Origin of the sequence: Bradyrhizobium liaoningense (genome assembly GCF_018130825.1) — a bacterium.
Classification (GTDB): domain Bacteria; phylum Pseudomonadota; class Alphaproteobacteria; order Rhizobiales; family Xanthobacteraceae; genus Bradyrhizobium; species Bradyrhizobium liaoningense_B.
In genome coordinates, this window is the sequence record NZ_JAFCJS010000006.1 from 406,563 (window position 1) to 429,448 (window position 22,886).

General features: G+C 60.0%; 22 protein-coding genes and 1 pseudogene. 13 read left to right on the forward strand and 10 right to left on the reverse strand.

The genetic code is table 11. The features are described from left to right. Positions 1 to 22: 22 nt before the first annotated feature. Positions 23 to 1,603 carry a fatty acid--CoA ligase gene (locus tag JQ603_RS26715; protein ID WP_212343657.1) on the reverse strand — a complete coding sequence of 527 codons (1,581 nt, stop codon included), beginning with the start codon at positions 1,601 to 1,603 and terminating at the stop codon, positions 23 to 25. Positions 1,604 to 1,843: 240 nt separating this feature from the next. Continuing rightward, entirely contained in the window at positions 1,844 to 2,716 is an 873-nt protein-coding gene (locus JQ603_RS26720; protein ID WP_212343658.1) for an SDR family oxidoreductase, read from the reverse strand. A gap of 104 nt (positions 2,717 to 2,820) precedes the next feature. Between JQ603_RS26720 and JQ603_RS26725 the strand changes: the two genes are divergently transcribed. From JQ603_RS26725 to JQ603_RS26740, 4 genes are all read left to right on the forward strand, one after another. Next, positions 2,821 to 3,630, forward strand: a complete 810-nt coding sequence (locus tag JQ603_RS26725; protein WP_212343659.1) for a crotonase/enoyl-CoA hydratase family protein — start codon at positions 2,821 to 2,823, stop codon at positions 3,628 to 3,630. Positions 3,631 to 3,759: 129 nt separating this feature from the next. Continuing rightward, positions 3,760 to 5,304 carry an acyl-CoA synthetase gene (locus JQ603_RS26730; protein ID WP_212343660.1) on the forward strand — a complete coding sequence of 515 codons (1,545 nt, stop codon included), beginning with the start codon at positions 3,760 to 3,762 and terminating at the stop codon, positions 5,302 to 5,304. Between the two features lie 132 nt (positions 5,305 to 5,436). Beyond that, the gene (locus tag JQ603_RS26735; protein ID WP_212343661.1) at positions 5,437 to 6,231 is read left to right on the forward strand and encodes an enoyl-CoA hydratase/isomerase family protein; all 795 of its coding nucleotides are present in this window, start codon (positions 5,437 to 5,439) and stop codon (positions 6,229 to 6,231) included. A 162-nt stretch (positions 6,232 to 6,393) separates the two neighbouring features. Continuing rightward, positions 6,394 to 6,798, forward strand: coding sequence for a YccF domain-containing protein (locus tag JQ603_RS26740; RefSeq protein ID WP_027571287.1), 405 nt, complete (start codon positions 6,394 to 6,396; stop codon positions 6,796 to 6,798). Positions 6,799 to 6,884: 86 nt separating this feature from the next. Here the strand turns inward: JQ603_RS26740 and JQ603_RS26745 are convergent, their stop codons facing one another. Continuing rightward, positions 6,885 to 7,145 (reverse strand): hypothetical protein, encoded by a 261-nt coding sequence (locus JQ603_RS26745; RefSeq protein WP_212343662.1) that lies wholly within the window; start codon positions 7,143 to 7,145, stop codon positions 6,885 to 6,887. A gap of 1,074 nt (positions 7,146 to 8,219) precedes the next feature. Here JQ603_RS26745 and JQ603_RS26750 point away from each other — a divergent pair. The 8 genes from JQ603_RS26750 to JQ603_RS26785 all read left to right on the forward strand — a co-directional run bounded on the left by JQ603_RS26750 (position 8,220) and on the right by JQ603_RS26785 (position 15,916). Then, the gene (locus JQ603_RS26750; RefSeq protein WP_212343663.1) at positions 8,220 to 9,473 is read left to right on the forward strand and encodes a tyrosine-type recombinase/integrase; all 1,254 of its coding nucleotides are present in this window, start codon (positions 8,220 to 8,222) and stop codon (positions 9,471 to 9,473) included. A 237-nt stretch (positions 9,474 to 9,710) separates the two neighbouring features. Then, positions 9,711 to 10,028 carry a hypothetical protein gene (locus JQ603_RS26755; RefSeq protein WP_245003855.1) on the forward strand — a complete coding sequence of 106 codons (318 nt, stop codon included), beginning with the start codon at positions 9,711 to 9,713 and terminating at the stop codon, positions 10,026 to 10,028. A gap of 369 nt (positions 10,029 to 10,397) precedes the next feature. Then, positions 10,398 to 10,688 carry a hypothetical protein gene (locus JQ603_RS26760; RefSeq protein ID WP_212343664.1) on the forward strand — a complete coding sequence of 97 codons (291 nt, stop codon included), beginning with the start codon at positions 10,398 to 10,400 and terminating at the stop codon, positions 10,686 to 10,688. Further along, positions 10,688 to 12,820 (forward strand): AAA family ATPase, encoded by a 2,133-nt coding sequence (locus JQ603_RS26765; protein WP_212343665.1) that lies wholly within the window; start codon positions 10,688 to 10,690, stop codon positions 12,818 to 12,820. The genes JQ603_RS26760 and JQ603_RS26765 overlap by 1 nt, the downstream gene beginning before the upstream one ends. A 229-nt stretch (positions 12,821 to 13,049) precedes the next feature. Continuing rightward, positions 13,050 to 13,472, forward strand: a complete 423-nt coding sequence (locus tag JQ603_RS26770) for a hypothetical protein (protein WP_212343666.1) — start codon at positions 13,050 to 13,052, stop codon at positions 13,470 to 13,472. Positions 13,473 to 14,541: 1,069 nt separating this feature from the next. Continuing rightward, positions 14,542 to 14,796 carry a hypothetical protein gene (locus JQ603_RS26775; RefSeq protein ID WP_212343667.1) on the forward strand — a complete coding sequence of 85 codons (255 nt, stop codon included), beginning with the start codon at positions 14,542 to 14,544 and terminating at the stop codon, positions 14,794 to 14,796. Then, positions 14,793 to 15,527, forward strand: coding sequence for a hypothetical protein (locus JQ603_RS26780; protein ID WP_212343668.1), 735 nt, complete (start codon positions 14,793 to 14,795; stop codon positions 15,525 to 15,527). Before JQ603_RS26775 ends, JQ603_RS26780 begins: the two co-directional genes overlap by 4 nt. Continuing rightward, positions 15,524 to 15,916, forward strand: a complete 393-nt coding sequence (locus JQ603_RS26785; protein ID WP_212343669.1) for a hypothetical protein — start codon at positions 15,524 to 15,526, stop codon at positions 15,914 to 15,916. Before JQ603_RS26780 ends, JQ603_RS26785 begins: the two co-directional genes overlap by 4 nt. A 183-nt stretch (positions 15,917 to 16,099) precedes the next feature. Here JQ603_RS26785 and JQ603_RS26790 read toward each other — a convergent pair whose 3' ends face one another. The 7 genes and pseudogenes from JQ603_RS26790 to JQ603_RS26820 form a co-directional block, all read right to left on the reverse strand. Next, positions 16,100 to 16,705: a GIY-YIG nuclease family protein gene (locus tag JQ603_RS26790; RefSeq protein WP_212343670.1), complete on the reverse strand. Its 606-nt coding sequence runs from the start codon at positions 16,703 to 16,705 to the stop codon at positions 16,100 to 16,102. 285 nt (positions 16,706 to 16,990) lie between these two features. Next, entirely contained in the window at positions 16,991 to 17,563 is a 573-nt protein-coding gene (locus JQ603_RS26795) for a thermonuclease family protein (RefSeq protein ID WP_245003856.1), read from the reverse strand. Further along, on the reverse strand, positions 17,517 to 18,035 hold the full coding sequence (locus JQ603_RS26800; RefSeq protein ID WP_212343671.1) for a hypothetical protein: 519 nt from the start codon (positions 18,033 to 18,035) through the stop codon (positions 17,517 to 17,519). The genes JQ603_RS26795 and JQ603_RS26800 overlap by 47 nt, the downstream gene beginning before the upstream one ends. 9 nt (positions 18,036 to 18,044) lie before the next feature. Further along, positions 18,045 to 18,320 (reverse strand): annotated as a pseudogene (locus tag JQ603_RS26805) (SOS response-associated peptidase); the annotation flags it as partial. Between the two features lie 66 nt (positions 18,321 to 18,386). Continuing rightward, complete coding sequence (locus JQ603_RS26810) at positions 18,387 to 18,986, reverse strand: hypothetical protein (protein WP_212343672.1); 600 nt, start codon at positions 18,984 to 18,986, stop codon at positions 18,387 to 18,389. Between the two features lie 10 nt (positions 18,987 to 18,996). Further along, on the reverse strand, positions 18,997 to 19,698 hold the full coding sequence (locus tag JQ603_RS26815) for a GNAT family N-acetyltransferase (protein ID WP_212343673.1): 702 nt from the start codon (positions 19,696 to 19,698) through the stop codon (positions 18,997 to 18,999). Between the two features lie 3 nt (positions 19,699 to 19,701). Further along, positions 19,702 to 20,115 carry a hypothetical protein gene (locus tag JQ603_RS26820; RefSeq protein WP_212343674.1) on the reverse strand — a complete coding sequence of 138 codons (414 nt, stop codon included), beginning with the start codon at positions 20,113 to 20,115 and terminating at the stop codon, positions 19,702 to 19,704. Between the two features lie 206 nt (positions 20,116 to 20,321). Between JQ603_RS26820 and JQ603_RS38340 the strand changes: the two genes are divergently transcribed. Beyond that, positions 20,322 to 22,883, forward strand: coding sequence for an MrcB family domain-containing protein (locus JQ603_RS38340; RefSeq protein ID WP_212343675.1), 2,562 nt, complete (start codon positions 20,322 to 20,324; stop codon positions 22,881 to 22,883). The last annotated feature ends 3 nt before the right edge of the window (positions 22,884 to 22,886 follow it).

Sequence of the window (22,886 nt, forward strand, 5' to 3'; positions counted from 1 at the left end):
CCCACCCTACGGCACCTCGCGATCAATTCACTCTTCGATCCTTTCCCGCCCAATACGGCTCGCGCAATTGCCGCCGCAAGATTTTGCCGCTGGGATTCCGCGGCAGCGCCGGCAAGAACTCCACGCTCTTCGGCGTCTTGTAGCCGGCGATGCGCTCGCGGGTGAAGTTGATGATGTCGGTGGCGGTCGCCTGCTTGCCGGGCTTCATCACGACGACGGCCTTCACCGCCTCGCCCCATTTGTCGTCGGGCACGCCGATCACGGCGGCTTCTGCGACATCTGGATGATCGCACAGCGCGCTCTCGACCTCGGCGGGATAGATGTTCTCGCCGCCGGAGATGATCATGTCCTTGATGCGGTCGTGGATGTAGAGATAGCCGTCCTCGTCCATGTAGCCGGCATCGCCTGTGCGCAGCCAGCCGTCGCCGCGCAGCGTTGCGGCGGTCGCCTCCGGCAGATTCCAGTAGCCGGCCATGTTGGAGCCCGAGCGCGTCGCGATCTCACCGACCTGGCGCGGCGGCAGCGGCTTGCCGTCGGCGTCGAGGATGGCGATCTCGACGCCGGGCAGGGCCTTGCCGGCCGAGCGCATCCGCTCCAGCCCCTCGATATGGTCCTCCGGCGGCAGCGCGACGATGGTGCCCGTGGTCTCGGTCATGCCGTACATCTGGACGAAGCCGCATTTGAAGATTTCGATGCACTCCTTCAGGAGCGCCGCTGGAATCGGCGAGGCGCCGTACAGCATGTATTTCAGCCGCGAGAAATCCACCGTCCTGGCGCGCGGCTGCCGCACCACGAACTGCATCGCCGCCGGCACCATGAAGAGCTTCGTGATGCCCGACTGCTCGAAGAAGTCCAGCACCTTGGTCGGATCGAATTCGCGCGCGATCACGCCGCGGGCGCCGTGATAGAGCCCCATTACGCCCCATCCCGAACCGCCGATATGGAAGATCGGCATCGCCACCAGCGAGACGTCGTTGGTCGACCACCGGTTCCATTCCGGCTTGTCCTCGGCATTGCCGGTCTGCACGAGATTGAGGAAGTTCGCGTGGCTCAGCATCGCGCCCTTCGGCTTGCCCGTGGTGCCTGACGTATAGAGCTGGATCGCGATGTCCCTGGTGTCGATCGGCACCTTGGGATCATCGCCGCTCTGCGCATCGCGCCACGCGGTAAAGTCCCGCCATTCCGGTGCGCCGCCCTCGGTGGTGATGATCGTGCGCACGCCCGGGAGCTGATCCCTGATCTGGCGGACCTGCGTGATGAACTCCGGCCCGACGAACAGCACCGGCGCCTTGCAATCCGAAACGATGAAGGCGACCTCGGGCCCCGCGAGTCGCCAGTTCACCGGCGCCATCACCACGCCGGCCTTCATCGCGCCCATCAGCAGCTCGAAATAGAGATCGCTGTTCTTGCCGAGATAGGCGATGCGATCGCCGTGTCTGACACCCACCGCGAGAAGCGCGTTGGCGACCTTGTTGGTCTTGATGTCGAACTCGGCAAAGCTGGTGGCGCGGCCCTCGAACTCATAGGCAATGGCACTGCCGCGGCTCTTCGCGCGCTCGCGCACCATGTCGGCGAGGTCAGCCAGTTTCGGTGATGCGGACATGTTTCTCCCGTACGTCTTGTTTTTATGCCGGGGAGTGTGGCGTCATCCGCGGGTGAAGACAAGATGGGGGAGGGAGCGCGCTACTGCTTCAACATCGTCGTCCCGGCCTAGTGCGCAATTGCGCACGGGGGCCGGGATCCATAACCACTGAACGCAATTTGGCGAAGATCAGTCATGACCAATCTTCGCCAAACCACATTCGGTGAGTATGGGTCCCGACCTTCGCCGGGACGACAACAACTACCCCCGCTTCGCCCGGTCCTTCTCGTTCTGCGCCATGATGCTTTCGCGTGCGGTCTTCCAGTCGTCGTCGCTCCAGTCGCGGAGCTGGTAGAAATTGCCGCCCATGGCGAGCGCCTGCGCGCCGTCCATCGCAATCGTCTCGCCGGTGATCCAGTCGCAGCCGCCGGAGATCAGGAACACCGCGAGGTTCTGCAACTCGTCCATGGTGCCGACGCGGCCCATCGGATTCATCGCCTTGGTGCGCGCACCCGCTTCATCACCGGGCTTGATGCGCTTGCTCATGCCCTCGGTCGGGATCTCGCCCGGCGCGATGGTGTTGAGGCGGATGCCGTAGCGGCCCCATTCGGTCGCAAGCGACATCGTCATCGCGTGGATCGCCGACTTGCTCATCGCCGACGGCACCACATAGGGCGAGCCGTTGCGCACCCAGGTCACGGTGATCGAAACGACATTGCCGGGCTGCTTCAAGGCGATCCAGCGCTTGCCGACCGCATGCGTCACGTAGAACGTGCCGTGCATGACGATGTTGGCGACGGCATCGAAGCCGCGCGGCGAGAGTTCCTCGCTGCGCGAGATGAAATTGCCCGCAGCGTTGTTGATGAGATCGGTGAGGGGGCCGTCGCGAAAGATGTTCTCGATCATCTCGTCGACCGCGAGCGCGTTGCGGATGTCGACGCCGTGGCTGGTGACGCGGCCGCCATAGAGGTCCATCAATTCGGTCGCGGTCTCGTCGCACACGATCTTGCGGCGGCCGCAGATGTGCACCTCGGCACCGAGCTGGAGAAAGCGCGCCGCCATCGACTTGCCAAGCCCGGTGCCGCCGCCGGTCACGAGAATGCGCCGTCCGGCCAGAAGATTTTCCTTGAACATCGCTGTTTCTCCCGTACGGATTGTCAGTTAATTGGTCGATTGACTAAATCCGGCCGCCAGCGTCCTGTAAAGCGGCACCGAACAAGAACAGGGAGAATTCATCCATGGAAGAGCGCGTCTCGATCTCGATCTCGGAAGGCGTCGCCGATGTCCGCCTGGTGCGCGCGGACAAGATGAACGCGCTCGATCAGGCCATGTTCGAGGCCCTTGTAGCCGCAACCGACCGGCTTTCGAAGGACAAGAGCGTGCGCGTCGTCGTGTTGTCCGGTGAAGGCCGCGCCTTCTGCGCCGGTCTCGACATGGGGCGTTTTGCCGCCATGAAGGAAAAGGGCGGCAACGGAATTCCGGGTGGCGAAAATCGCGATCTCACTATGCGCACGCATGGTCAGGCGAATTTCCCGCAACAGGCCGTGTGGGGCTGGCGTCAGCTTCCGGTTCCCGTGATCGCAGCGGTGCATGGCGTCGCCTTCGGCGGCGGCTTCCAGCTCTCGCTCGGCGCCGACATGCGGTTCCTCAGCGCCGATGCGCGGATGTCGGTGATGGAGATCAAATGGGGCCTCGTGCCCGATATGGCGGGCACGCCGATCCTGGCCAGCCTCGTGCGCGACGACATCCTGCGCGATCTCACCTACACCGGCCGCATCTTCTCCGCGCAGGAGGCGATGACCTACGGCCTCGCCACGCGCATCTGCGACGATCCGCGCGCGGCAGCGCTCGAAGTCGCGCGCGAGATCGCGGGAAAAAGCCCCGATGCGATCCGCGCGGCGAAGCGGCTGCTCAACAATCTCTCGGTCGATCCGGGTCCCGCGCTGCTCGCCGAATCCGTCGAGCAGCAGAAGCTGATCGGCAGCGCGAACCAGACCGAGGCGGTGCGGGCCAATTTGGAGAAGCGTGCGCCGAAGTTCGCGGATTAGCACAGACCTCATCCCGAGGAGCCGCGAAGCGGCGTCTCGAGGGATGGGCTACGGGCCCTCATGGTTCGAGACGGCGCTTTGCGCCTCCTCACCATGAGGGTCGACTTCAAACAACAAAGAAAAACAAAAATGAGCGAAACGTCCCAATTCTTCGGCATCGTCTCCGGCGAGCGCCGCCGTTCCCATGCGGAGGTCACCAATCGCGCCGACCGCATCGCAAGCGGCCTCGCCACAATCGGCGTCCGCCAAGGCGATTGCGTCTGCATGCTGAAGCGCAACGACATCGCCTTCCTGGAAGCCGCCTACGCCGCGATGCGGCTCGGGGCCTATGGCGTGCCGATCAACTGGCACTTCAAGCCGGAGGAGATCAACTACATCCTTGGCGATACCGGCACGTCCGTGCTGATCGGTCATGCCGACATGCTGCACGCCTTGCGCGATGCGATCCCGAAGGGCGTCACCGTGCTCAGCGTGCCGACGCCGCCGGAGATCCTGTCCAGTTACAAGATCGATCCCGATCATCTGAAGACGCCAGACTTCGCCATCGATCTCGAATCCTGGCTCGCACAGTTCCAGCCCTATGACGGCCCCATCGTGCCGCAGCCCATGAACATGATCTACACGTCGGGCACGACTGGCCATCCCAAGGGCGTGCGGCGCAATGCGCCGACGCCGGATCAGCAGGCGGCCGGCGAGCGCATGCGTGCGATGATCTATGGGCTGAAGCCCGGCGCCCGCGCGCTGCTGCCCGGGCCGCTCTATCATTCCGCGCCGAACTCGTTCGGCATCCGCGCCGGCAAGCTCGGCGGCGCACTGGTGCTGATGCCGCGGTTCGAGGCGGAAGAGTTTCTGCAGCTGATCGAGCGCTACAGGGTCGACACGATCTTCATGGTGCCAACCATGTTCATCCGCCTGATGAAGCTGCCGGAAGCGGTGCGCAGGAAATATGACGTCTCCTCGCTTCGTCACATCATCCATGCCGCCGCGCCGTGCCCGGCCGACGTTAAGCGCGCCATGATCGAATGGTGGGGGCCGGTGATCTACGAATTCTACGGCTCGACCGAATCCGGCGCCGTGACCTTCGCGACCTCGGAGGACGCCCTGAAGAAGCCCGGCACTGTCGGCAAGATCTCGCCCGGCGCCGAGCTTCGTTTCCTCGGCGAGGACGGAAGCGTGCTCGGCGTGGGCGAGATCGGCGAGATCTATTCCCGCATGGCGGAGCTGGCCGACTTCACCTACCACAACAAGCTGGAGAAGCGCGCCGAGATCGACCGCGACGGCTTCATCACCTCCGGTGACGTCGGCTATATCGACGAGGACGGCTACGTCTTCATCTGCGACCGCAAGCGCGACATGGTGATATCAGGGGGCGTCAACATCTACCCGGCCGAGATCGAATCCGTGCTGCATGCCGTGCCCGGCGTGCACGATTGCGCGGTGTTCGGCATCCCCGACGCCGAGTTCGGCGAGGCGCTGATGGCCGTGGTCGAGCCGCAAGCCGGCGTTGCGCTCGATGCCGCCGATGTCCGCGCGCGATTGAAGACCTCGCTCGCAGATTACAAGGTGCCCAAGCACATCGAGATCCGCTCGGGGCTGCCGCGCGAAGATTCCGGCAAGATATTCAAGCGCCGGCTCCGCGATCCCTATTGGGAACAGGCCGGGCGCAAGATCTGACAATTCGACGAAGATCCGTAGGGTGGGCAAAGCGAAGCGTGCCCACCGTAACTATCACAAGGCACTGATGGTGGGCACGGCGCAAGAGCGCCTTTGCCCACCCTACGAGATAGGGGACAAGGAGACTTATTCATGACCGACTCCGCAAAAGAAGTCCTCTACGAAGTCGCCGACCACATCGCGACCATCACGCTGAACGCGCCGGAGCGCATGAACACCATCTCCGGCCCGATGCTGAACGATCTGGCGCGGCTCCTCACCGAGGCCAACGAGGACAACAACGTCCGCGTCGTGATCCTCACCGGCAAGGGCAGGGCGTTCTGCGCCGGTCTCGACCTGCGCAAGGAGCGCGACGGCAACGGCCTCAGCGCCGCGTCGTCGCCGACCACGATCAATTTGCGCAATACCCCGCCGACGGTCTTGCAGGCGATGGACAAGCCGACCATCTGCGCCGTCAATGGCGGCGCGGCCGGCTATGGCATGGACACCGCGCTCGGCTGCGACATCCGCATCATGGCGGAGTCCTCGAAGCTCGCCGCCGCCTTCGTCAAGCGCGGCGTCGTGCCGGAATCCGGCGGCACCTGGCTGCTGCCGCGCATGCTCGGCTGGGCCAAGGCCTCCGAGCTGATCTTCACGGGCCGCACGCTGAGCGCGCGCGAATGCCTGGAATGGGGGCTCGCCAACGAGGTCGTGCCTGATGCCGAGCTGATGACCCGCGCCATGACAATCGCCCGGGAAATCGCGGCCAATGCGCCGCTGGCGGTGCAGGCCTCCAAGCGCATGATGCGGATGGGCCTCAACGAAAATTTCTCCGACCACGTCCACCACGTCTATCTCCAGCTTTTGCCATTGTTCAAGACCGAGGACATGGCCGAAGGCATGAAGGCGTTCATGGAAAAGCGGGAGCCGAAATTTACGGGGCGGTAGCCGGAGACCCGTAGCCCGGATGGAGCGCAGCGTAATCCGGGACCGTCGTAGCTGGTGGCACGCCCCCGGATTGCGCTACGCTCCATCCGGGCTACGTCACCGTCTTAGCAGAGGCAGATTTCGTGCCTATATGAACGGGATCACTGACTTCTGGATCGTGCCATGACCCCCGTTTCCATCCTGCTCAACATCCTCTGGATCCTCATCGGCGGCGCCTGGATGGCGTTCGGCTGGCTGGTGGCTGCCGTCATCATGGCCGTCACCATCATCGGCCTGCCCTGGGCGCGGGCGGCGTTCAATATCGCCGTCTACACCTTGCTGCCGTTCGGCTCGAGGGCGGTCAGCCGCTACGAGGTCACGGGTGTCGAGGATATCGGCACCGGCCCGCTCGGGGTGATCGGCAACATCATCTGGTTCGTGCTGGCCGGCTGGTGGCTGGCGCTCGGCCACCTCGTGACCGCACTGGTCCTTGCGGTCACCATCATCGGCATCCCGTTCGCCTGGGCCCACCTCAAGCTCGCGGGCATCGCGCTCTGGCCGATCGGCAAGGTGATCGTGCCGGCCTAGGGTGTGGGTCCTGCACCCCGACCCGGGCAGCGGAGCGGAAGTCGTCCGGTTGTGGTCGTCGGCGGATAGCTCGAGGCGGAGGCCGCTTATTCGATTCTAAGTCGGAGGAAGAGAGCACCTGCTAATCCAACCGTGAGACATATTCCAAGCGTATAGCCAGCCGGATTTAGCAAACCCAGACGATCGGCAAGAAAAATGAGTGTGATGGATGCAGTCACTTGCGCAATCCAAACGCGCCACGCAGCTTCTACCGCTTGACCAAAGGTCATCCGATTAAAATAAAGAATACCCCATGAAGGTGCCAACAAGACAACCAACAAAACGATAATCGCGACCGCCGCAAACATATATGCTCACTCTCCGATAAGGCGAGACTGTCCTGCTTTACCGCTTAGATCGCCGCCGAAGGGATGACTACGGCCAAGAAATAGAGGGCCACGCAGGGGAACGAGGCCCACGACAGAAAGCGAGCTCCCTCTCGTTTTCCAAGATAGCATAGAAGGCTTGGCGCAAGCACGAAGACCAGCAGTGCAGCCATCGGCGGCGCCACGTACAGGAAGATGGCGCTACGCCGACCATATCCTCGTTCGTATAAAGCGATGACTGCCCCACTAAAGGCGTGAAGAAGCCCGCCCCAGAGCAACGCGTTGACCAATATGACGGGAATGATGGTTCTTAGTTTTGGCATGTTCATCGCAAGAAGGGACTGAAGCGGGCTCTCCTATATCATAGCCATGTCCGCCCGTAGCGGAGCGAGCAAGCTCGGACGCCGTGCGCGCACAAAGTCTCGCGCTGCCCGACGGCAAAACAGGCCACATGCAGGTCAAGGGCACTTCGCGGAATTATTCTGATTGACCGAATTCGCGTCTTCGGTTAAACCGCAAGGCATCCCGGCCCGTCAAAGGGACGTTTCGCGATCGTCACGATACGTAGGCCGGGATGCGATGGACGCGGCAGCGCCGGCGCGTGACGGGGTGGCAGGGCGGGCGAGCCTCGTGAGCCATCACCTTCCGCGGATCGACACGGCGCTGTCACAGCGTTTCCTTTTCAGTTTCGGGGGCGAGCACGCGCGAGCTTTCGAATGGCTTGGGAGGGACGTCCGCGGACGGCAAAAGCGTGTGGTCCTGACGCCCGGGGTCTGTGCGTCAAGGCTTGCGGTGGTGAAGCGGCCCGACCGGGTGCGCGCATCAGTCATCCGCAAGGCGACGGGGGCAATAGTGCATCGCTCCCCGGGGAGAGCGCGCCATAAGCCGTAAAACCATTGCGCAGGGAAAATAAATAGTCGGGTGAAGCTGCATAGAGGCGCGTCAAGTCCGCAACCCGTTGCCGGACAACGCGAACTCTTCGTAAGCTGCCACCAGCCTTTTTTAGGCTTTATGCACACTGTCGCGACACATCGCGAGACACCCGGACAAATCACCATGGCACGAAAGGTTAGTTACAGCCCGTTCGAAAGCCGCAGCGCGCGGCTCAACAAATTCGCCGTCCGCCGCAGGCCGTACAGCGGACCGTCGTTGGCGCGCGGAATTTTGCTGATGTATCGCCGCAACAAGAGCAACGGCACGTGGATCGCAAAGGTCAGCAACGGCTGCAACGGCTACTGGACCAAGGCGTTCGCCCTCGCGGATGATTTCGAGGACGCCGATGGCAACGCCGTGCTGACGTTTCATCAGGCCCAGGAGCAGGCGAAGAAGCTGGCGCGTGGCGAAACCGGCGGCGCTGACAACGCGCCGATCACGGTCGATGGCGCATTGACGAGCTACAGGGCCGACCTGATCGCGCGCAGCGCGAACCCTTACAACGCCGAGCACCCGCGCCTCCACCTTTCCCGCGCGCTGCTGGACAAGCCAGTGGCGCTGCTCACCCTCACCGAGCTGAAGAGATGGCGCGACGGCCTGATCGGCACGATGAAGCCAAGCACGATTAATAGGCTTTGTCGGTGCATCTGCGCCGCGCTGGCCTTGGCCGCGCAGCATGATCAGCGCATCAAGAACGGTGACGCTTGGGAAATCGGACTCGCCGGCCTGCCCGATGCGCAGGAAGCCCGCAACGTCGTGCTCTCGGACGACAAGGTGCGCGAGTTCGTCGCCGCCGCTTACAGGCTCGATGAGAAGTTTGGGCTACTGACCGACACGCTGTCAGTCACTGGCGCGCGACCATCGCAGGCCGTGCGGCTCCGTGTCGATGACTTGCACGATCATCCGGTGCGGCCAAAGTTGTCGATGCCAAAGTCGGCCAAAGGTGGTGGACGGAATCGAGCGCAGAAGAAGGCCGAGCGTTACAGTGTGCCAATTACCACACAGCTTGCGACGCGATTGAAGCGGGCTGCAAAGGGTCGCACCGGCAATGAGCCACTGCTGCTGCAAGGCGACGGCCTGCCCTGGGACAAGAATCCGGGCCAGAACTATCATCGTCAGGTGGACAATGTTGTCACGAGCATCGGTCTCGATCCTGCTGAGGTGACGATGTACGCGCTGAGGCACAGCAGCATCGTCCGTATGCTGGTGCGAGGTGTGCCGATCCGGCTGGTAGCATCGCTGCACAACACCTCGGTCGCGATGATCGAAAAACACTATTCGCGTCACATCACCGAGCACTCTATCGACGACATCGCGCGTACTGGATTGTTGTTGGACAGTGCAGTGACTGTTGGCAACGTGGTGGCGTTCGGGTGAGTCGCGAAGGTCGCTGATCAGTGGTAGCGCGACGGCGCGGTTCGCTTAAAACGAGTGCGGCTAAAATGTGTCAAAGTCGTTAGAGCGTTCTGGAATTGCAAGGTCGGCTAAGCATTTAGCCTGCCTAGCCAGCGCAAAAATCTCAAAATTATTTTGAAAAATCAGACACTTGACGGCAATCTCAGTGACTCCCACCCTTATGCCTTCATATGATCCATGCGAAAGGGAGTCCCCGCCATGGCCCGTCGAGAGAGGAAGAAGCTCAGTAAAACATCCGACGCCGAAGTGCAGTCGCAGAAGCCAGAAGCCGAGGTGCAGCCGACACCCAGACTGGCGCTCAACGTATTGCAGTTTTGTGAGGCCTACGACATCAGCGAGGGTCTCTATTACAAACTGAAGAAGCAGGGACTCGGTCCGCGCGAGACGAAGATTGGCACGAGGACGCTCATTTCCTTCAAAGCCGCTGACACGTGGTTTGCTGCGCGTGAAGCCGCCAGCGGGAAAGCTGCGACTAAACCGGCGCGTTCCGCCAAGGGCGAAAACGCTAATCTCTAGAAAGAAACGGCCGTCGCGTGGGACGACGGCCGGGGTCGTTCGTATTGGGGCATTCGCGCGCCCCCTTTGTCGGAAAGCCCTCGCCGGTCCACCGTGACGACCTCTCATCAGCGAGAGAGGACGCGTCCATGTTGTCCGACGAAATTTGCTTCCACCTCTTGGACCTCGCCCATCGGCGCGGCAGCATCCATCAGGATTCAATTACTGCGTTCTGTCCTTGCTCGCTGAGCGTCGACAGAGCGCTCGTCGCTCGCGCTCCAGGGCGCGCCGTGTGCACCGCTGCACCCACACCACGCGCGGACGCAGCAACGATCCTGGCGACAGTGACGGACCACCTAGATCCAGCATCTGTTTAGTGAGGAGTGCATCATGGGCATGATGCCCGACGATGACGCGCGTCCGCTCCGGGTCGTGATCCATCAGATCTCTAACGACCAGCGCGGGCGCCGAAGGTTCATGGCTACGATGAACGGCCACGTCCTGTGCGATGCAACTCCGAATCCTGTTCCCTGCGCAGCGGCCTGCTTACTGAGGCGCGGGTTTGACCCGTCCGCGCTGATCGTATTCCAGGACGCCATGACTGACTTTGAAGAATGTTTGTCGATTGCGGAGGCAATTGCGCTGGACGATGTCGTTGTGCCATTGCGTGGGAGGCGGTAATGTTGGATTTCAACAGCGCGCGGCTGCAGGAAGAGCCGCCGCGGCGCGGTGGCGGCAATGGCGTTCGGATCAATGCTGCCGACATCCGCCATCGGCTTGCAGCCTCCGCTCGGGAATTCGTCCAGTGGCTGTTCGGTGGCCGCGCCTATCTTACGAAACACGAAGCTCGCATCGGCAGTGTGCACGGCGAAGCCGGTGAAAGCCTTAACATCGAGCTGACTGGTTCGAAGGCTGGCGTCTGGTACGACCACGCCACCGACCAGGGTGGCGACCTGATCAAATTGTACCGCCTGTTCATGGGTTATGTCGGCACCCAGGATTTCCAGCAATCGTTGACCGAGATCGCTGCGGACTTCTTCAACGATCCGGTCAAGGTCGAGCGTCGGTCGTGGCGGCCGACACCGTCCGAGAAGATTGCGGAGGCCAAGAAAGACTTCGGCGACAGGCCGCACAAAGACACGCTCGAACTCGGCGCATCAGTCGCGAGATTCCGCTACCACGATGTCAAAGGCAAAATCATCGCCATCGTTTATCGCTACGAACCCGACGGCACTCGTGCGAGTAAAACCTTCCGCCCGCATTGTTATAAGATCGTCGACGGTGTCGAGACATGGTGCGCCGGCATGCCGGATCCGCGACCGTTGTATCGGCTGCACGAGATCGTCAAGGTCGCGGTCGTTGTTCTGACTGAGGGCGAAGCCAAAGCCGACGCCCTGGTCGGGCTCGGGATCGCGGCGACTTCGATCATGGGCGGTGCCAACGCTGTGTCAAAAACCGATTGGACGCCACTGGCCGGCAAGCTGGTGACAATTTGGCCGGACAACGATAGCCCCGGCCAGGCCTTCGCTTGCGCCGCCACCGCGTTGCTGCTTTCGCTCGGCTGTAAGGTCAAGGTTGTTCAGATCCCGCCCGGCATGATTGAGGGCTGGGACGCGGTCGACTGCATCGCGGACGGAAGTGACGCCGCTGCGCTGATCACCAAAGCGGTGACGGCGGAAGGTTCACCGCCGGACGATGATGGATCACCCGCGGAGGACCCAAAGCCGGAGGGGCCGCCACCACCACCGCCACCACCACCACCCGGCATCCCGCTCGACTACTACGAAAACTTCGGTAACGCCGTTCCGAAGACCTGGATCTTCAAGGGTGCGCTTGCCATTGGGGAGACGTCCAGCTTTGTTGGCCCGCCCGGTAGCGGCAAATCGGCGTTGCTTGCGAGTGCCGCATTGCACGCCGCCATCGGGGCCGACTGGCGCGGCTACCGCTCGAAGCAACACGTCGGCGTGGTGTATTTCGCGCTGGAGCGCGGTCAGCTTGCGAAGCGCCGAATGATGGCGATGGCGGGGCCGCCAAACCTACCAATCGCAGTTGCCAGCCAAGTGCTCGATCTGGTGCACCCAGGCTGCGTGCAGATCATTGTCGACACCATCCGGTCCGCCGCGACGCATTTCGGCCATCCGGTCGGCCTTGTCATCATCGACACTTACCCCAAGGGTATCGCGGCCGGCGGCGGCGACGAGAACAGCGCCACGCATCAGAACATTGCGGCAGCCAACCTGCGCCGGGTGCATGAACGGGTTGCGGTGCACATCGCCCTGATTGGTCATACCGGCAAGGACGAAACTAAGGGTCCGCGTGGCTCCAACGCGCATCTCGGTGACGTCGATATGATGGTACAGATCTCCGTCGCTGGCGATGTCAGGACCGCCGCCATCGTCAAGAACAATGACGGTCCGGAAGGCGTGCTGACACAATTCACGGTGAAAGCCGTAACGCTCGGGCAGGACGAGGACGGCGACGACATCACCACGGCCGTCGTCGTTGACGAAGTGCCCGCTGGTGGCACCGCCGGCCGTCGGGCAAACCTGACCAGCACGCAGCGCAAGGCGATGGACATGCTCCTTCGCTGCATCCTCGACTTTGGCGAGCCAGCACCTGCCACCAGCGATTATCCGAAGGGCGTCAAGACGGTGACAGTGAAGCAGTGGCGCGAGGCTTGCCTCAAGGGCGGTTTGTCCCCGGGGGGCACGGATGAAAGCGCTGGCCGCGCGTTCCGCCGCGCCATGGCTGATCTAGACCGTATGAAGATGGTCAGCACGTGGGACGGTCTGGTTTGGGTGGTTCGCGAATGAGTTTTCCCGGACAAACGGACAAAAGCGGACATGTCCGGACAATGTCCGAAGGCCATTTCCGGACAGACACGGACACACCCCTATAAGGGTGTCCGTTGTCCGGAGGCCGACTTCGATGGGATGGCAGGATCCAGCGCGGACTCGCAGTCCAACTAGCTTGGGATGGACGATAGCTGTGAGGGGCGTAGGGTGTGGCAGCGCCAACCTTGTCTATTGAAGGCACTATGGCATGCCATCATCGCTCGCCAGCGCCGGTCAGCGGCTCAAGAATCTGAGGTCTGGACGCGGTCGACAATGGGGCTCGCGAAACCGCATCACGCGCGACCTTAAACAGGCTGTCATCGACGCGGCGATTGCCCATGGCAGTGATGGTCACGGCCGTGGCGGCCTGACTGGCTACGGTTTCTTTCTCGCGTCGCGCCATCCAAAGGCATTCAGCGGCTTGTTAGGGAAATTGCTGCCGCTCCAGGTTGACGCCACTGTCGACTCGGTGGTGTCGTCGATCAACATCGTTTCAATTCCGTCCGATCATTATCTCGGTGCAGACAATGCTCCGAAGGCGCAACCATCGTCTGCGCCCGTGTACGGCACGATAGAGCCTATCGAAGCCGGTCATTCCCTCTGCAAGGACGTTACGCGGACCGATAGCTGAACAATATCAATTCGCCCGCCGTTAAGTGTCCTTCGATGTGTCGCGAAAGCGCTGTTGGATGGCGGGCTTTCGACGTGTCCGACAGCCCTGGGGGGGGGTGGGTTCACCTCCGGCCTGCTCGGCGACGGGGCCGGGCTCCCTCCCTACAAGTTTTCCCAAATCCGATATGTTGCAGTACAACAAGCGTACTAACGCCAACGAACGCGCACACGTCGAACGTCCCCACATCACGCGCCAGCCGCTGCGTTTGGCCGCCTCCCGCCTTAGGATCGCGCAAACTGCTCGGTCGCTATCAGACCACCCGGCACGGGCAACGGTTCTCCAGGCGGCCAGCCTGCCATCCAGCAGCACGGTCGTGGGCGACGACCGGCCTGCTATTCGAAATTTCTACCGTGGTGGATGTCGCGTCCCTGATGTCGCCAGCCTAACGGGCTGCTGCAACCCTCCCGCCGAAGGCTCGTCCTCAACAAGCCTGTTTGAGCGGAGACCGCGCAGTTCGTCCATGGCTATTCGGGTGTGGAGAGCTGCTCGGCAGTGCCCAAGCGTCTCGATCTCCTCCAATGCCCAAGACAGATATTGCAAAGCGCCGTCGGGGCTCGCTGGGCAATCTAAGATTTTGCTCCGCGCCATTTCCTCAACTCCACCAAGTGCTGCGAGTTGAATAATGGTCAGATACTACCACAAGTCACTGCATAAGCCGAAGTAGGAAAACTGGCGCTGTCCCGAGTGTGACCCCAGGTCGCGGCCAGGGGGGCAGACCGCCGATGTCCGGCTCCCGTAGGATCGTTTTTCCGCGGTTTCCGCCGACATCCGTAGGCTGCCTAAAGGTCGCTCCATCCCTCGGCCTTATCGCGCAGAACGCATCCACGACCGTGAGCCCGCCGATTGCAGCGGTTACAAGAGTTTCCCCAAGTCTTGGCAGTCTCGCCCCAGGGGCGGGCGGTCGTCCCTCCGGCTACTGTCTTGACGCCACACCCGGCCCGGCGGGATGTTGGCGTGACCGGAGTCGCAAGGCTCACCGTCCAATCGCGGCGCACGCCGGATCGCGCGCCGACGCGGAGGCGCCGACATGCCAATCGACAGATCGAAAATTAAAAAAGGCGTCGTCATCCAGGGCGGCAATTTCCCCGCCGCGCACGTCACAACATTGCCGTCCGACCTTGCAGAAACGTTCGCCGATGTCCTGAAGGAAGCTGGCCCGCCGCCGTCGGACTCTAGGCTCGCAGCGCTGGAAGCGCTGGCGAACGAGCGCAATCAGCTTGAAGTTCGGATGATCGCGATCAAGCGACGCATTGCTGAAATTCGGAGGCTGGCGAGCCAATGACCGGTGAAGCTCTCAAGCTGAAAGCTGAGGTGGCGCGGTTGATGAGCCGGCACCGGCTCGCACCAATAGCGTGCGCGCCGGCCGCGCCGCTGCCGCCCGTCGAGGGCGACTGGATCTTCGAAGGCTTTGCAGCGCCGGCAACAATTGACAGCGAACGCACCAAGTTCGCTCCTCACTGCTGGATGCCATTCAAGTCCGGCATTCCGCTGTTGTATCGCCACAGCCGGCCGGCCGGCGAAGTCCTCGAAGTCCGCGCGACTGACAAGGGATTGCATATGCGCGCGCTGGTTCGCGACAATGAAGCGAAGCAATGCACTCACTTTAGCGTCGCCGCGACGATCCATGGCTATCAGCTCCGCGACGTCGACGACCGCGAGCGCTTTCACGCGCTGGTCACGTGCGCGACCCTTGACGAAATTACGGTGACTAACGCGCCGGCAAATCCTGCGGCTATTATCCTGCACCGCTATCGGCAATCCGCTTCGGTCGAGTTTTGGGACATCGCGAGGCGCGGGATTGTGTGTGCCCAAGGCATCGTGGCAGCTTTGCGCATCATCAACTCCGCCCAATCTGCGCCTCCGCAAACCGTTGTGCGTCCTGTCAAACGCTCCTTATGCGAGGTGCCACGCTCTAGGCCAACACCCGCCAAAGCGCCGACGAGGCCACGACCGAAAACTGAATTCAGAACACTGGTCGACGCGATCAATGCAATGTCAGGAGAGGTACAATGACTGAAGTCACCGGCACCGATCTTCTTCGCCAAGTCGCGGCGGCTCGCGTCAAAAAAATCGACTACGCACGTCTGGCAAAAAGCGTCGGGATTGCTCCGGACGATTTGCTCGATTTCTCACAGGGCCGCAAAAATTTGCCAGCCGACACGCTTTGCCGGCTTACAACGGAGATGATGCAGGGCACCCGGTTTTATCCGGATCAGGACGTGCTGGGTCCTCTGGAGCAGATCGAACCGAGGCCAATGGGCATCAGGCCTGATCCGTTCGTGCCGACACCGCGGGCGTGGGCGGTTGGCATGGCGCAAGGGCCGGGACCGCAGCCAGTGAGGCCGTCCCCAGAGCAGCAGACGCAACCCAAGCGGCCGGGCTGGATTGGCGGATGGCTCTAGGCGGCGATGCGACAGTCGCTCGTACTTTTCCCGCCTAAGTAGTTGTGCTTTGATGCCCATGCACCAGTTGTGGGGGGATTGCGATGGTCAGCCATCAGCATATTTTCACCGCTGCCTACATCGCGCTCGCGATCCTGAATACGGCACTTGCAGCGATGGCCATATTTTCCTTTTAAGCGCTCGCTAAGTGAATTCGTACGCGGACTTGTCGCGTCGATTGATTGCCAGATAGAATTCCTTGCCCTCAATCACCGCTGTCATCGCTTCCATCGCTTGTTTGATCGAGCAGCGCCGAAGCTCGATGGATTGTTGGAGCACTCCGTCCTTCCAGTATGTTGAATAAATCGAATAGGCAGCTAGCCTGCCCAGCACACGGTCTTCAAGTTCCCCCGCTCGCTCGATTTCAACCCCGTAAAGAATCTCCCAATCTCTTGCATCCCCATGCCGCTCACTACAGATTTGGCGGATTCGTTGGCCCAAATCCTTGCAGACCCCTATCTTGATCAGCCGGGCCTCTAGGGAGCCAGCGATGTAGAGGTATTGCTTGAGATTGAACCGCCCCGCAAACGCAAGCTTTTTTGTGTCGCATTGAACACAATGCCCCTTTGTGGACCTGAGCCTATGGCCGGCCTTCCGGCATCCGCTGCCAAGCGCAATGGTTTTGCCTGCCTCCTTTATCTGCTGAAACCAAAGCCACTGAGGCATTCCTCTGACGTCCATGACGTCTTCCGGACCTAAGTTTTGGCTTCTCAGGAACCCCAATTCACTTTCAGTAAGAATGTCTTGCATCCCGGCACTCCAACCCCCGCTGGGTCAGCCAACTCGCAAGTCAGTTCATGGACGTTCAATCATGTGCTCGCATCTAAATTCGCTCAAACCTCGCCATCATCGCTGTCGTCATCCTGCTCATCGTCATTGGAATCGACAGCGATAGCTTCGATGTACTCGCGACGTACTGTACGCAGCGACCGACCTGAGGAAGGATCAACCAGGGAGAACCACCAGCCCCCGGTTCTTTCTGGATGATTGAACCACATGCCTACCGCAACCGCCAAGACGTTTTTCTTCTAACGCTCACTGGTCCGAACAGGACGTGATCTGTCCGCCAAGTCTGACACAGTCCCGAAAGCGCCAAGGCTCGACAAAGCTTCCTGCCCACATCCCGCGCTCACGCCGGCGGGCTTCCGTTTGCGTCGCAGAATAGCGGCCATTGCTGTATCGCGGCCAATCTAGCGCCAGACCTTGTTGCACCAGCCAATCGGCTAGATCGATCCCGGCGACCTTGCAGGTGGCCACGGTTCTTCCATATCGGTCACGGTCAATGGGCGCACACGCCAAGGGACGTCCGCCGATGAAAGCGTCCAGTTCGTTAGCTGACTTCGCACCACACCGATACTGCAAGCTGTCGTTACCTCGGCAAAGCTGGCTGCTTTCGGGAGCGTCGATGCCCCAGAGCCGAATGCGGGTGCCGTGCATTTCAAGTGTGTCGCCGTCGATGACGCTGGCTTGGCCGGTTAGGTCGGCAGCGAAAAGCGACGATGCGCTGATTGCTAAGAACAATCCAAGCGCGAACGGCGTGCCAATGCGCATGTTTTTACGGTCAATCAGTGCGATTACGCCAAGGCACCTGCCAAGGAAGAGCTTCATCCAAGTCAAACCCTAAATTCACGTGAGCGTAATCCAACGCCTTAATTGCTCCGCCGCTCGTCTTTCCGAAATTTGCGATCTTTAAATCATTCAGCCAGTAAGGAACATTTGGCGCGTTGGAGGTGTCGTCCGCCGAGAGTGGAGACAATCGTTCCATCATGAGGTATTGGCCCGAATGGCTAATCATTTCTACCGCCGCCAGCACGCTCGCCCAGCGCGTAGCCCGGGCTGCATTCCAGACGATGTATTCGCACCAATTATTGAATGGAGTGACCGCCTTCACGCGCTTGATAACTACATCGTCTCGTCCTCTCACAGAAAATACTTCCCTTGTTGTGCCTCCTCCAATTTGCTTGTCCATGACGTCCAAGAACTCTTGCTCAGGCCTGATCGGGACGTGATCAAAAGGCTTTTGGAAATTTTCTGCGCGCTGCTCCTTTAACAACTTGGACATAAAGTCGTCGTGCGTCATGTTTGCCCCTTATGCTGCTTGATCTACATTATCTGCGCCGCGCATCACAATCTTAAGCGCGTCGTCCGGTAATGGCCGCTGCAATACCTTCGCTTCGTCCCACGGCCCGCGCATCCAAACATCGCGCTCCTCGTCGGTGGTCAGGATCACGGGCATGGTTTTCGGATGGATCGGTTCGACCACCGCGTTCGGCGCAGTCGTCAGGAAGCCGTAGACCTGATGCGGCCCAGGCACCGGCTTGGACTTCGTGCCGCGATCACCATTGAACGTCGTCCAGATGGCTGCTTGGTTGGTAGTGATCGAATAGAGATTGCACATAATTCCTCATACCAACAGCCAAGCCGCAGCGCCTCAAAATTCCCGATAGTCGCGTTGCAAATAAACTTGCCTTTCGCTGGACAAGCGATCTGAGACTGCGTTGAGGAAGTCACACGTTGTCAACACCAATGATCTAACCCTGATCAAGCTGAGTGGATCTTTTTCGCTGCGTATCAAGATAACCGGCTCTGTCGATTCAACGGGTTTTCGACGACGTTTTTGAATAAGCAGCAGCAAGTCATCGGTCGAGGATACCAGCAGATGCTCAAAGTCATCCGACGACCGGCAGATTCGCAGTTCTGCGGAGTGCAGTATCCTGCTCAAGGTCTGATAAAGCGTGATTGTCTCTGTCTCTTCCACGAAAAAAGGCGCGGTTGGTGGCGACAAGAATTTGCACAACGGGATCACTCTTGCGCGCATGTCCTTTACCGCATCGCATGCTTCAGCAAAGTTTCGCGTTGATGCAGCAAAAACCAAGAGGTCGCGTCTAAACAAGAGTTCCGCAACTTGATCGACGTCATCCTCGACGTCATGACCGTCGCCAAGATTGCGGGACCTAGTGGACGCGAACGCATGCAATCGAGTGAGAGATTCAATTACCTGATCGTAGAGGAAAATTAGCTCGCGGCTCATGGTGACGACCTCAAACCTTTGTCAAGCGCGAGTCTCCCTCAGGCGTGGGCGACATTTCCCAGCGGAGTTTGGTGCGGTTTCCGTCACTATCGGTTTCAACAAACCCAAAGCGCCGAAAGCGTTCAACCATCGAACTCTTGTTATCTGATCGGACGTCGGTGATTATCGGCGCACCGATTTCCTTCAACTTCGATATCAGAGCCGATGAGACGTGCTGACCACGAGCGGCTTTGGAAACGCCAAGATAGACTAGCGAAAGGGTTTCCTTGTCGTGTGGCTCGGCCAGTGCGTAGCCCACGATGTTGCCATGTGCATCGACCGCGATCAATGACTGACCACTCGCTACATATCGGGCGATGTATGCTGTGGTTTGCGGACGAACGGCTGTCGGGACCTCTCGGGCTACCTCTGCGAAAACCAGCAGAATACCAACCTCGTCGTCGGGAATAGCAATTCGATAGACCACATTTCCGGTCATCGTTGCGGCAGGACCGAATTCGGTGAAGCCTCCGAGTTGTTCAACTGGAATTAAATCTAAGATCCCACCGATTGCCGTGCGCTCACCCTCCACAATTAGGTTGGCGATCACGCCGCCTCCTGGGCGAGAATCTTGACGCTGGTAGACGATAGTGCCACGGAGGTCCTTGATAGTTGACTTGGCTGTCTCGATACCTTCCAGAGTAATTTTAGGCGCGCGCAACATTACCCGCATTGGTTATCGCTCCCCCGGCCACCACGTTGACGGCGGACTGCCCGCCGAAATCTTCGTCGGTCGCAGCGCGACCAGTTGGCTGCGCTTGTATGGATAGCCGCGAACCTGCGAACAGTCCTTGCAGCGCATGTAGCGCTCCAGTTCGTGGATCTGCGTTGCCTTCGGAGGTCGGACGATGTCTAGAGTAATGGTCTGGTTGATATCGCAGCCGAGGCACCGGACTTCCAGATAGCCGTAACCGGCGTTGAGCGCGTCCCCCAGCGTTGGCGATGGCTGCGCATGTCCTTGAAATCCGAGCATGCGGGCGTTCCAGACTTCGCAGGACAGCAGGTCGGCTTTCTCACGCGCTTCCGGCGCCTGCTCAGCCGCTGCCTTGACGGACGCGCCGTAGATACTCTCGCGAGATTTGGTGCCCATACGACAGAGAATCGCCGGGCTCGGCCAAGCGGGCAAGCCGCTATGGATTGTGGTGGACAACATTGCATGCACAACGGGAAGTGGTGCAGCGCCCCGACAGAACTATCAGCGTGTGACCCCTTGCATAAACTCTGCCGGCGCTTGGTTGACACGCTCGGCCTTGCTATGGGTTTACCCAAAGAAGCCGATTGGAGGGGGGGCAAGTCATGCCGCTAACCGCACTAAGCGAAAGATCTGCCGTCCTTAGCGCCATTGCCGAATATGACGACCTTGGGCAGCAGGCATTCCTCGCTCGCTACGGCTACGGTCCAAGTCGAACGTATTTTCTAGAGCATAACGGAAGGGAGTACGACAGCAAGGCCATCGTCGGCGTTGCAGTTGGCAAGCAGTTCCCGGCAGAGGGGCCGCTCAGGTCTGATCAGTTCAGCGGAGGTGATGCAACTGTGCGAGCCAAGCTTGAGGCCCTAGGCTTTCGAGTAAGAGCTTTCTCAGAGCCATCACGGGTCCAAATCCACTTCAAAGATGTCGAACTACTGCGCCTGAGCCGAGACCGCGATAGATACGCCGACATCTCCTCCGAAGAGCGCGCTGCGTACGAGCGGATCCATGCTGCGCTTGGGCAACTGGGACGCCTGGTTCAGGAAGAGCTGGGTGCCGCCGACTATGACCTTCGCCTTACCTCGGGCTTTCATTTGAGGAGCGGTGTCCGAGGCGCGCTCCCCAAAGACCTCTGGTTTGGCGTCTATCGCCGGCAGAATGCCACAGAATTCCTGGGCAATCCTCAGTTGTTCGCGATTGTGTCCGGTAGAGGCGTCGAACTGGGCTTCTACATGTCAACCCATCCCTCCGATTTTTCTAATTCGGACCTTAAGGCCAGGCTTCGAGCAGCAGCCCCCGCCATTTATCGGCAATTGCCCGATCCCGGCAGCACCGCCGCAGTTGGGCTGGAACGCTCGCTCGGCAGTCAGTGGGATCTTCGCCGAAAGACTAGGCTTGAGCCGGGGCGTCGCGAATTCGATGACCTATCGACATGGCTTCGCTACTTCAAGTCTCCCGCAGGTGCTCAAGAAGGCGGAGGAGGAATCACCCGATGGTTTACTGGAGAGGACCTTGATGCAGTGGACTTTTCAACAGTCGTCCGCGACATGGCGGGCACCTTTCGGCCGCTCATGTCATCCATCCGAGCAACAGCAGATCATCAGCCCCCTCTAATTCCTGATGAGCCAGCGAGAGTGGGGCGGTCTTTCGCAACACTCTTCAACGAGATGGCCCAGAAATTTGGTGCCGCCCGACAGCGGCCCTTTGGACAGGTTCCTGATCTCTGGAATCTGATGGAGGAAATCCAAACTCGACTCGATAATCTGGCAAGCGTTGCGAAACGTCCGCACATCACCACCCAGTGGAGTCTCGGGAAAGGAGTGTGGGCTAGTGTACCTTGGATCGCCCTCCTCAATCGAGAGGTGACGACTAGTACCCAATCTGGAATCTATGTCGCATTTCTTGTTTCCGAGGACCTCTCTAGGATCTATGCAACGCTCATTCAGGGTATGACTCATCTTGCCAATGAACTCGGTCGAAGCGCCGCCGTTCGGACGTTAGGTGAGCGGTCTGAAAGCTACCAAGGACAGATCGGCTGGGTGACAGAAAGCGGCATTAAGCTTGGCAGTGATATCGATCTAAAGACTGACAAATGGAGGGTCCGACAGTATAAGGCCGGTACCATAGCGTACGAGCTTTTTGACTTTCGCGATCTGCCGTCTGACGACCAGTTCGAAGAAGTTCTGGAAGTGCTATTGAAGGCGTATGACCAAATCGTGGGTACCCGGCCTGGGCCGGCCGCACAAGATCTCACGTCGCCACCGGACTCCGCCCCGCTACCAGTCGAGGAAGAGATTTACTCACTTCAAGACGCCATGTCGGGCGTATTCATGTCCCAAGAAGAAGTCGAGAGGATCCTTGCGGTCTGGCGATCTAAGAAAAACATCATCCTCCAAGGAGCGCCCGGCGTGGGCAAGTCGTTTATCGCCAAGCGACTTGCATTCGCTTTGATGGGGTACAACGCTCCTAGTCGCATCGAGGCCGTACAATTCCACCAATCCTATGCATACGAGGATTTCGTCCAAGGCTATCGCCCTACCTCCGCCGGAGGCTTTGAGCTGAGAGACGGCGTTTTCTTGCGCTTCTGCCAAGCTGCGATCTCTGATCCGAGCAGGCATTACGTACTCATCATCGATGAGATCAACCGTGGCAACCTGTCCAAAATATTTGGAGAGTTGATGCTCCTAATCGAACAGGACAAGAGGGATCCCGGTTGGGCAACCCGGTTGACTTACGCCCGTCACAACGACCGGAAATTCTATGTACCGGAGAACCTCTTCATTATCGGCATGATGAACACGGCCGACCGATCCCTCTCCATGGTTGACTATGCGCTCCGCCGCCGGTTTGCGTTCGTAACGTTGCCCCCGCAGTTTTCGTCACCTCAGTTCAGTGAACATTTGCTGACTGCTGATATTCCACAGGTCATCATAGATCGCATTACATCGCGGATGATTGAGTTGAATGAAGCGATTGCCAACGACACCGTCAATCTGGGTCCGGGATTCCAAATCGGTCACAGTTTCTTTGTGCCCGACGACGAGAACGCCTATTCGGAGGGGTGGTATGAAATGATCGTCGAAACAGAGATCCGGCCCCTTCTTGAAGAATACTGGTTTGATGAGCCGAAGAAAGCAGCGGATTGGCGAGAACGATTGCTATCGGTTTGAGCC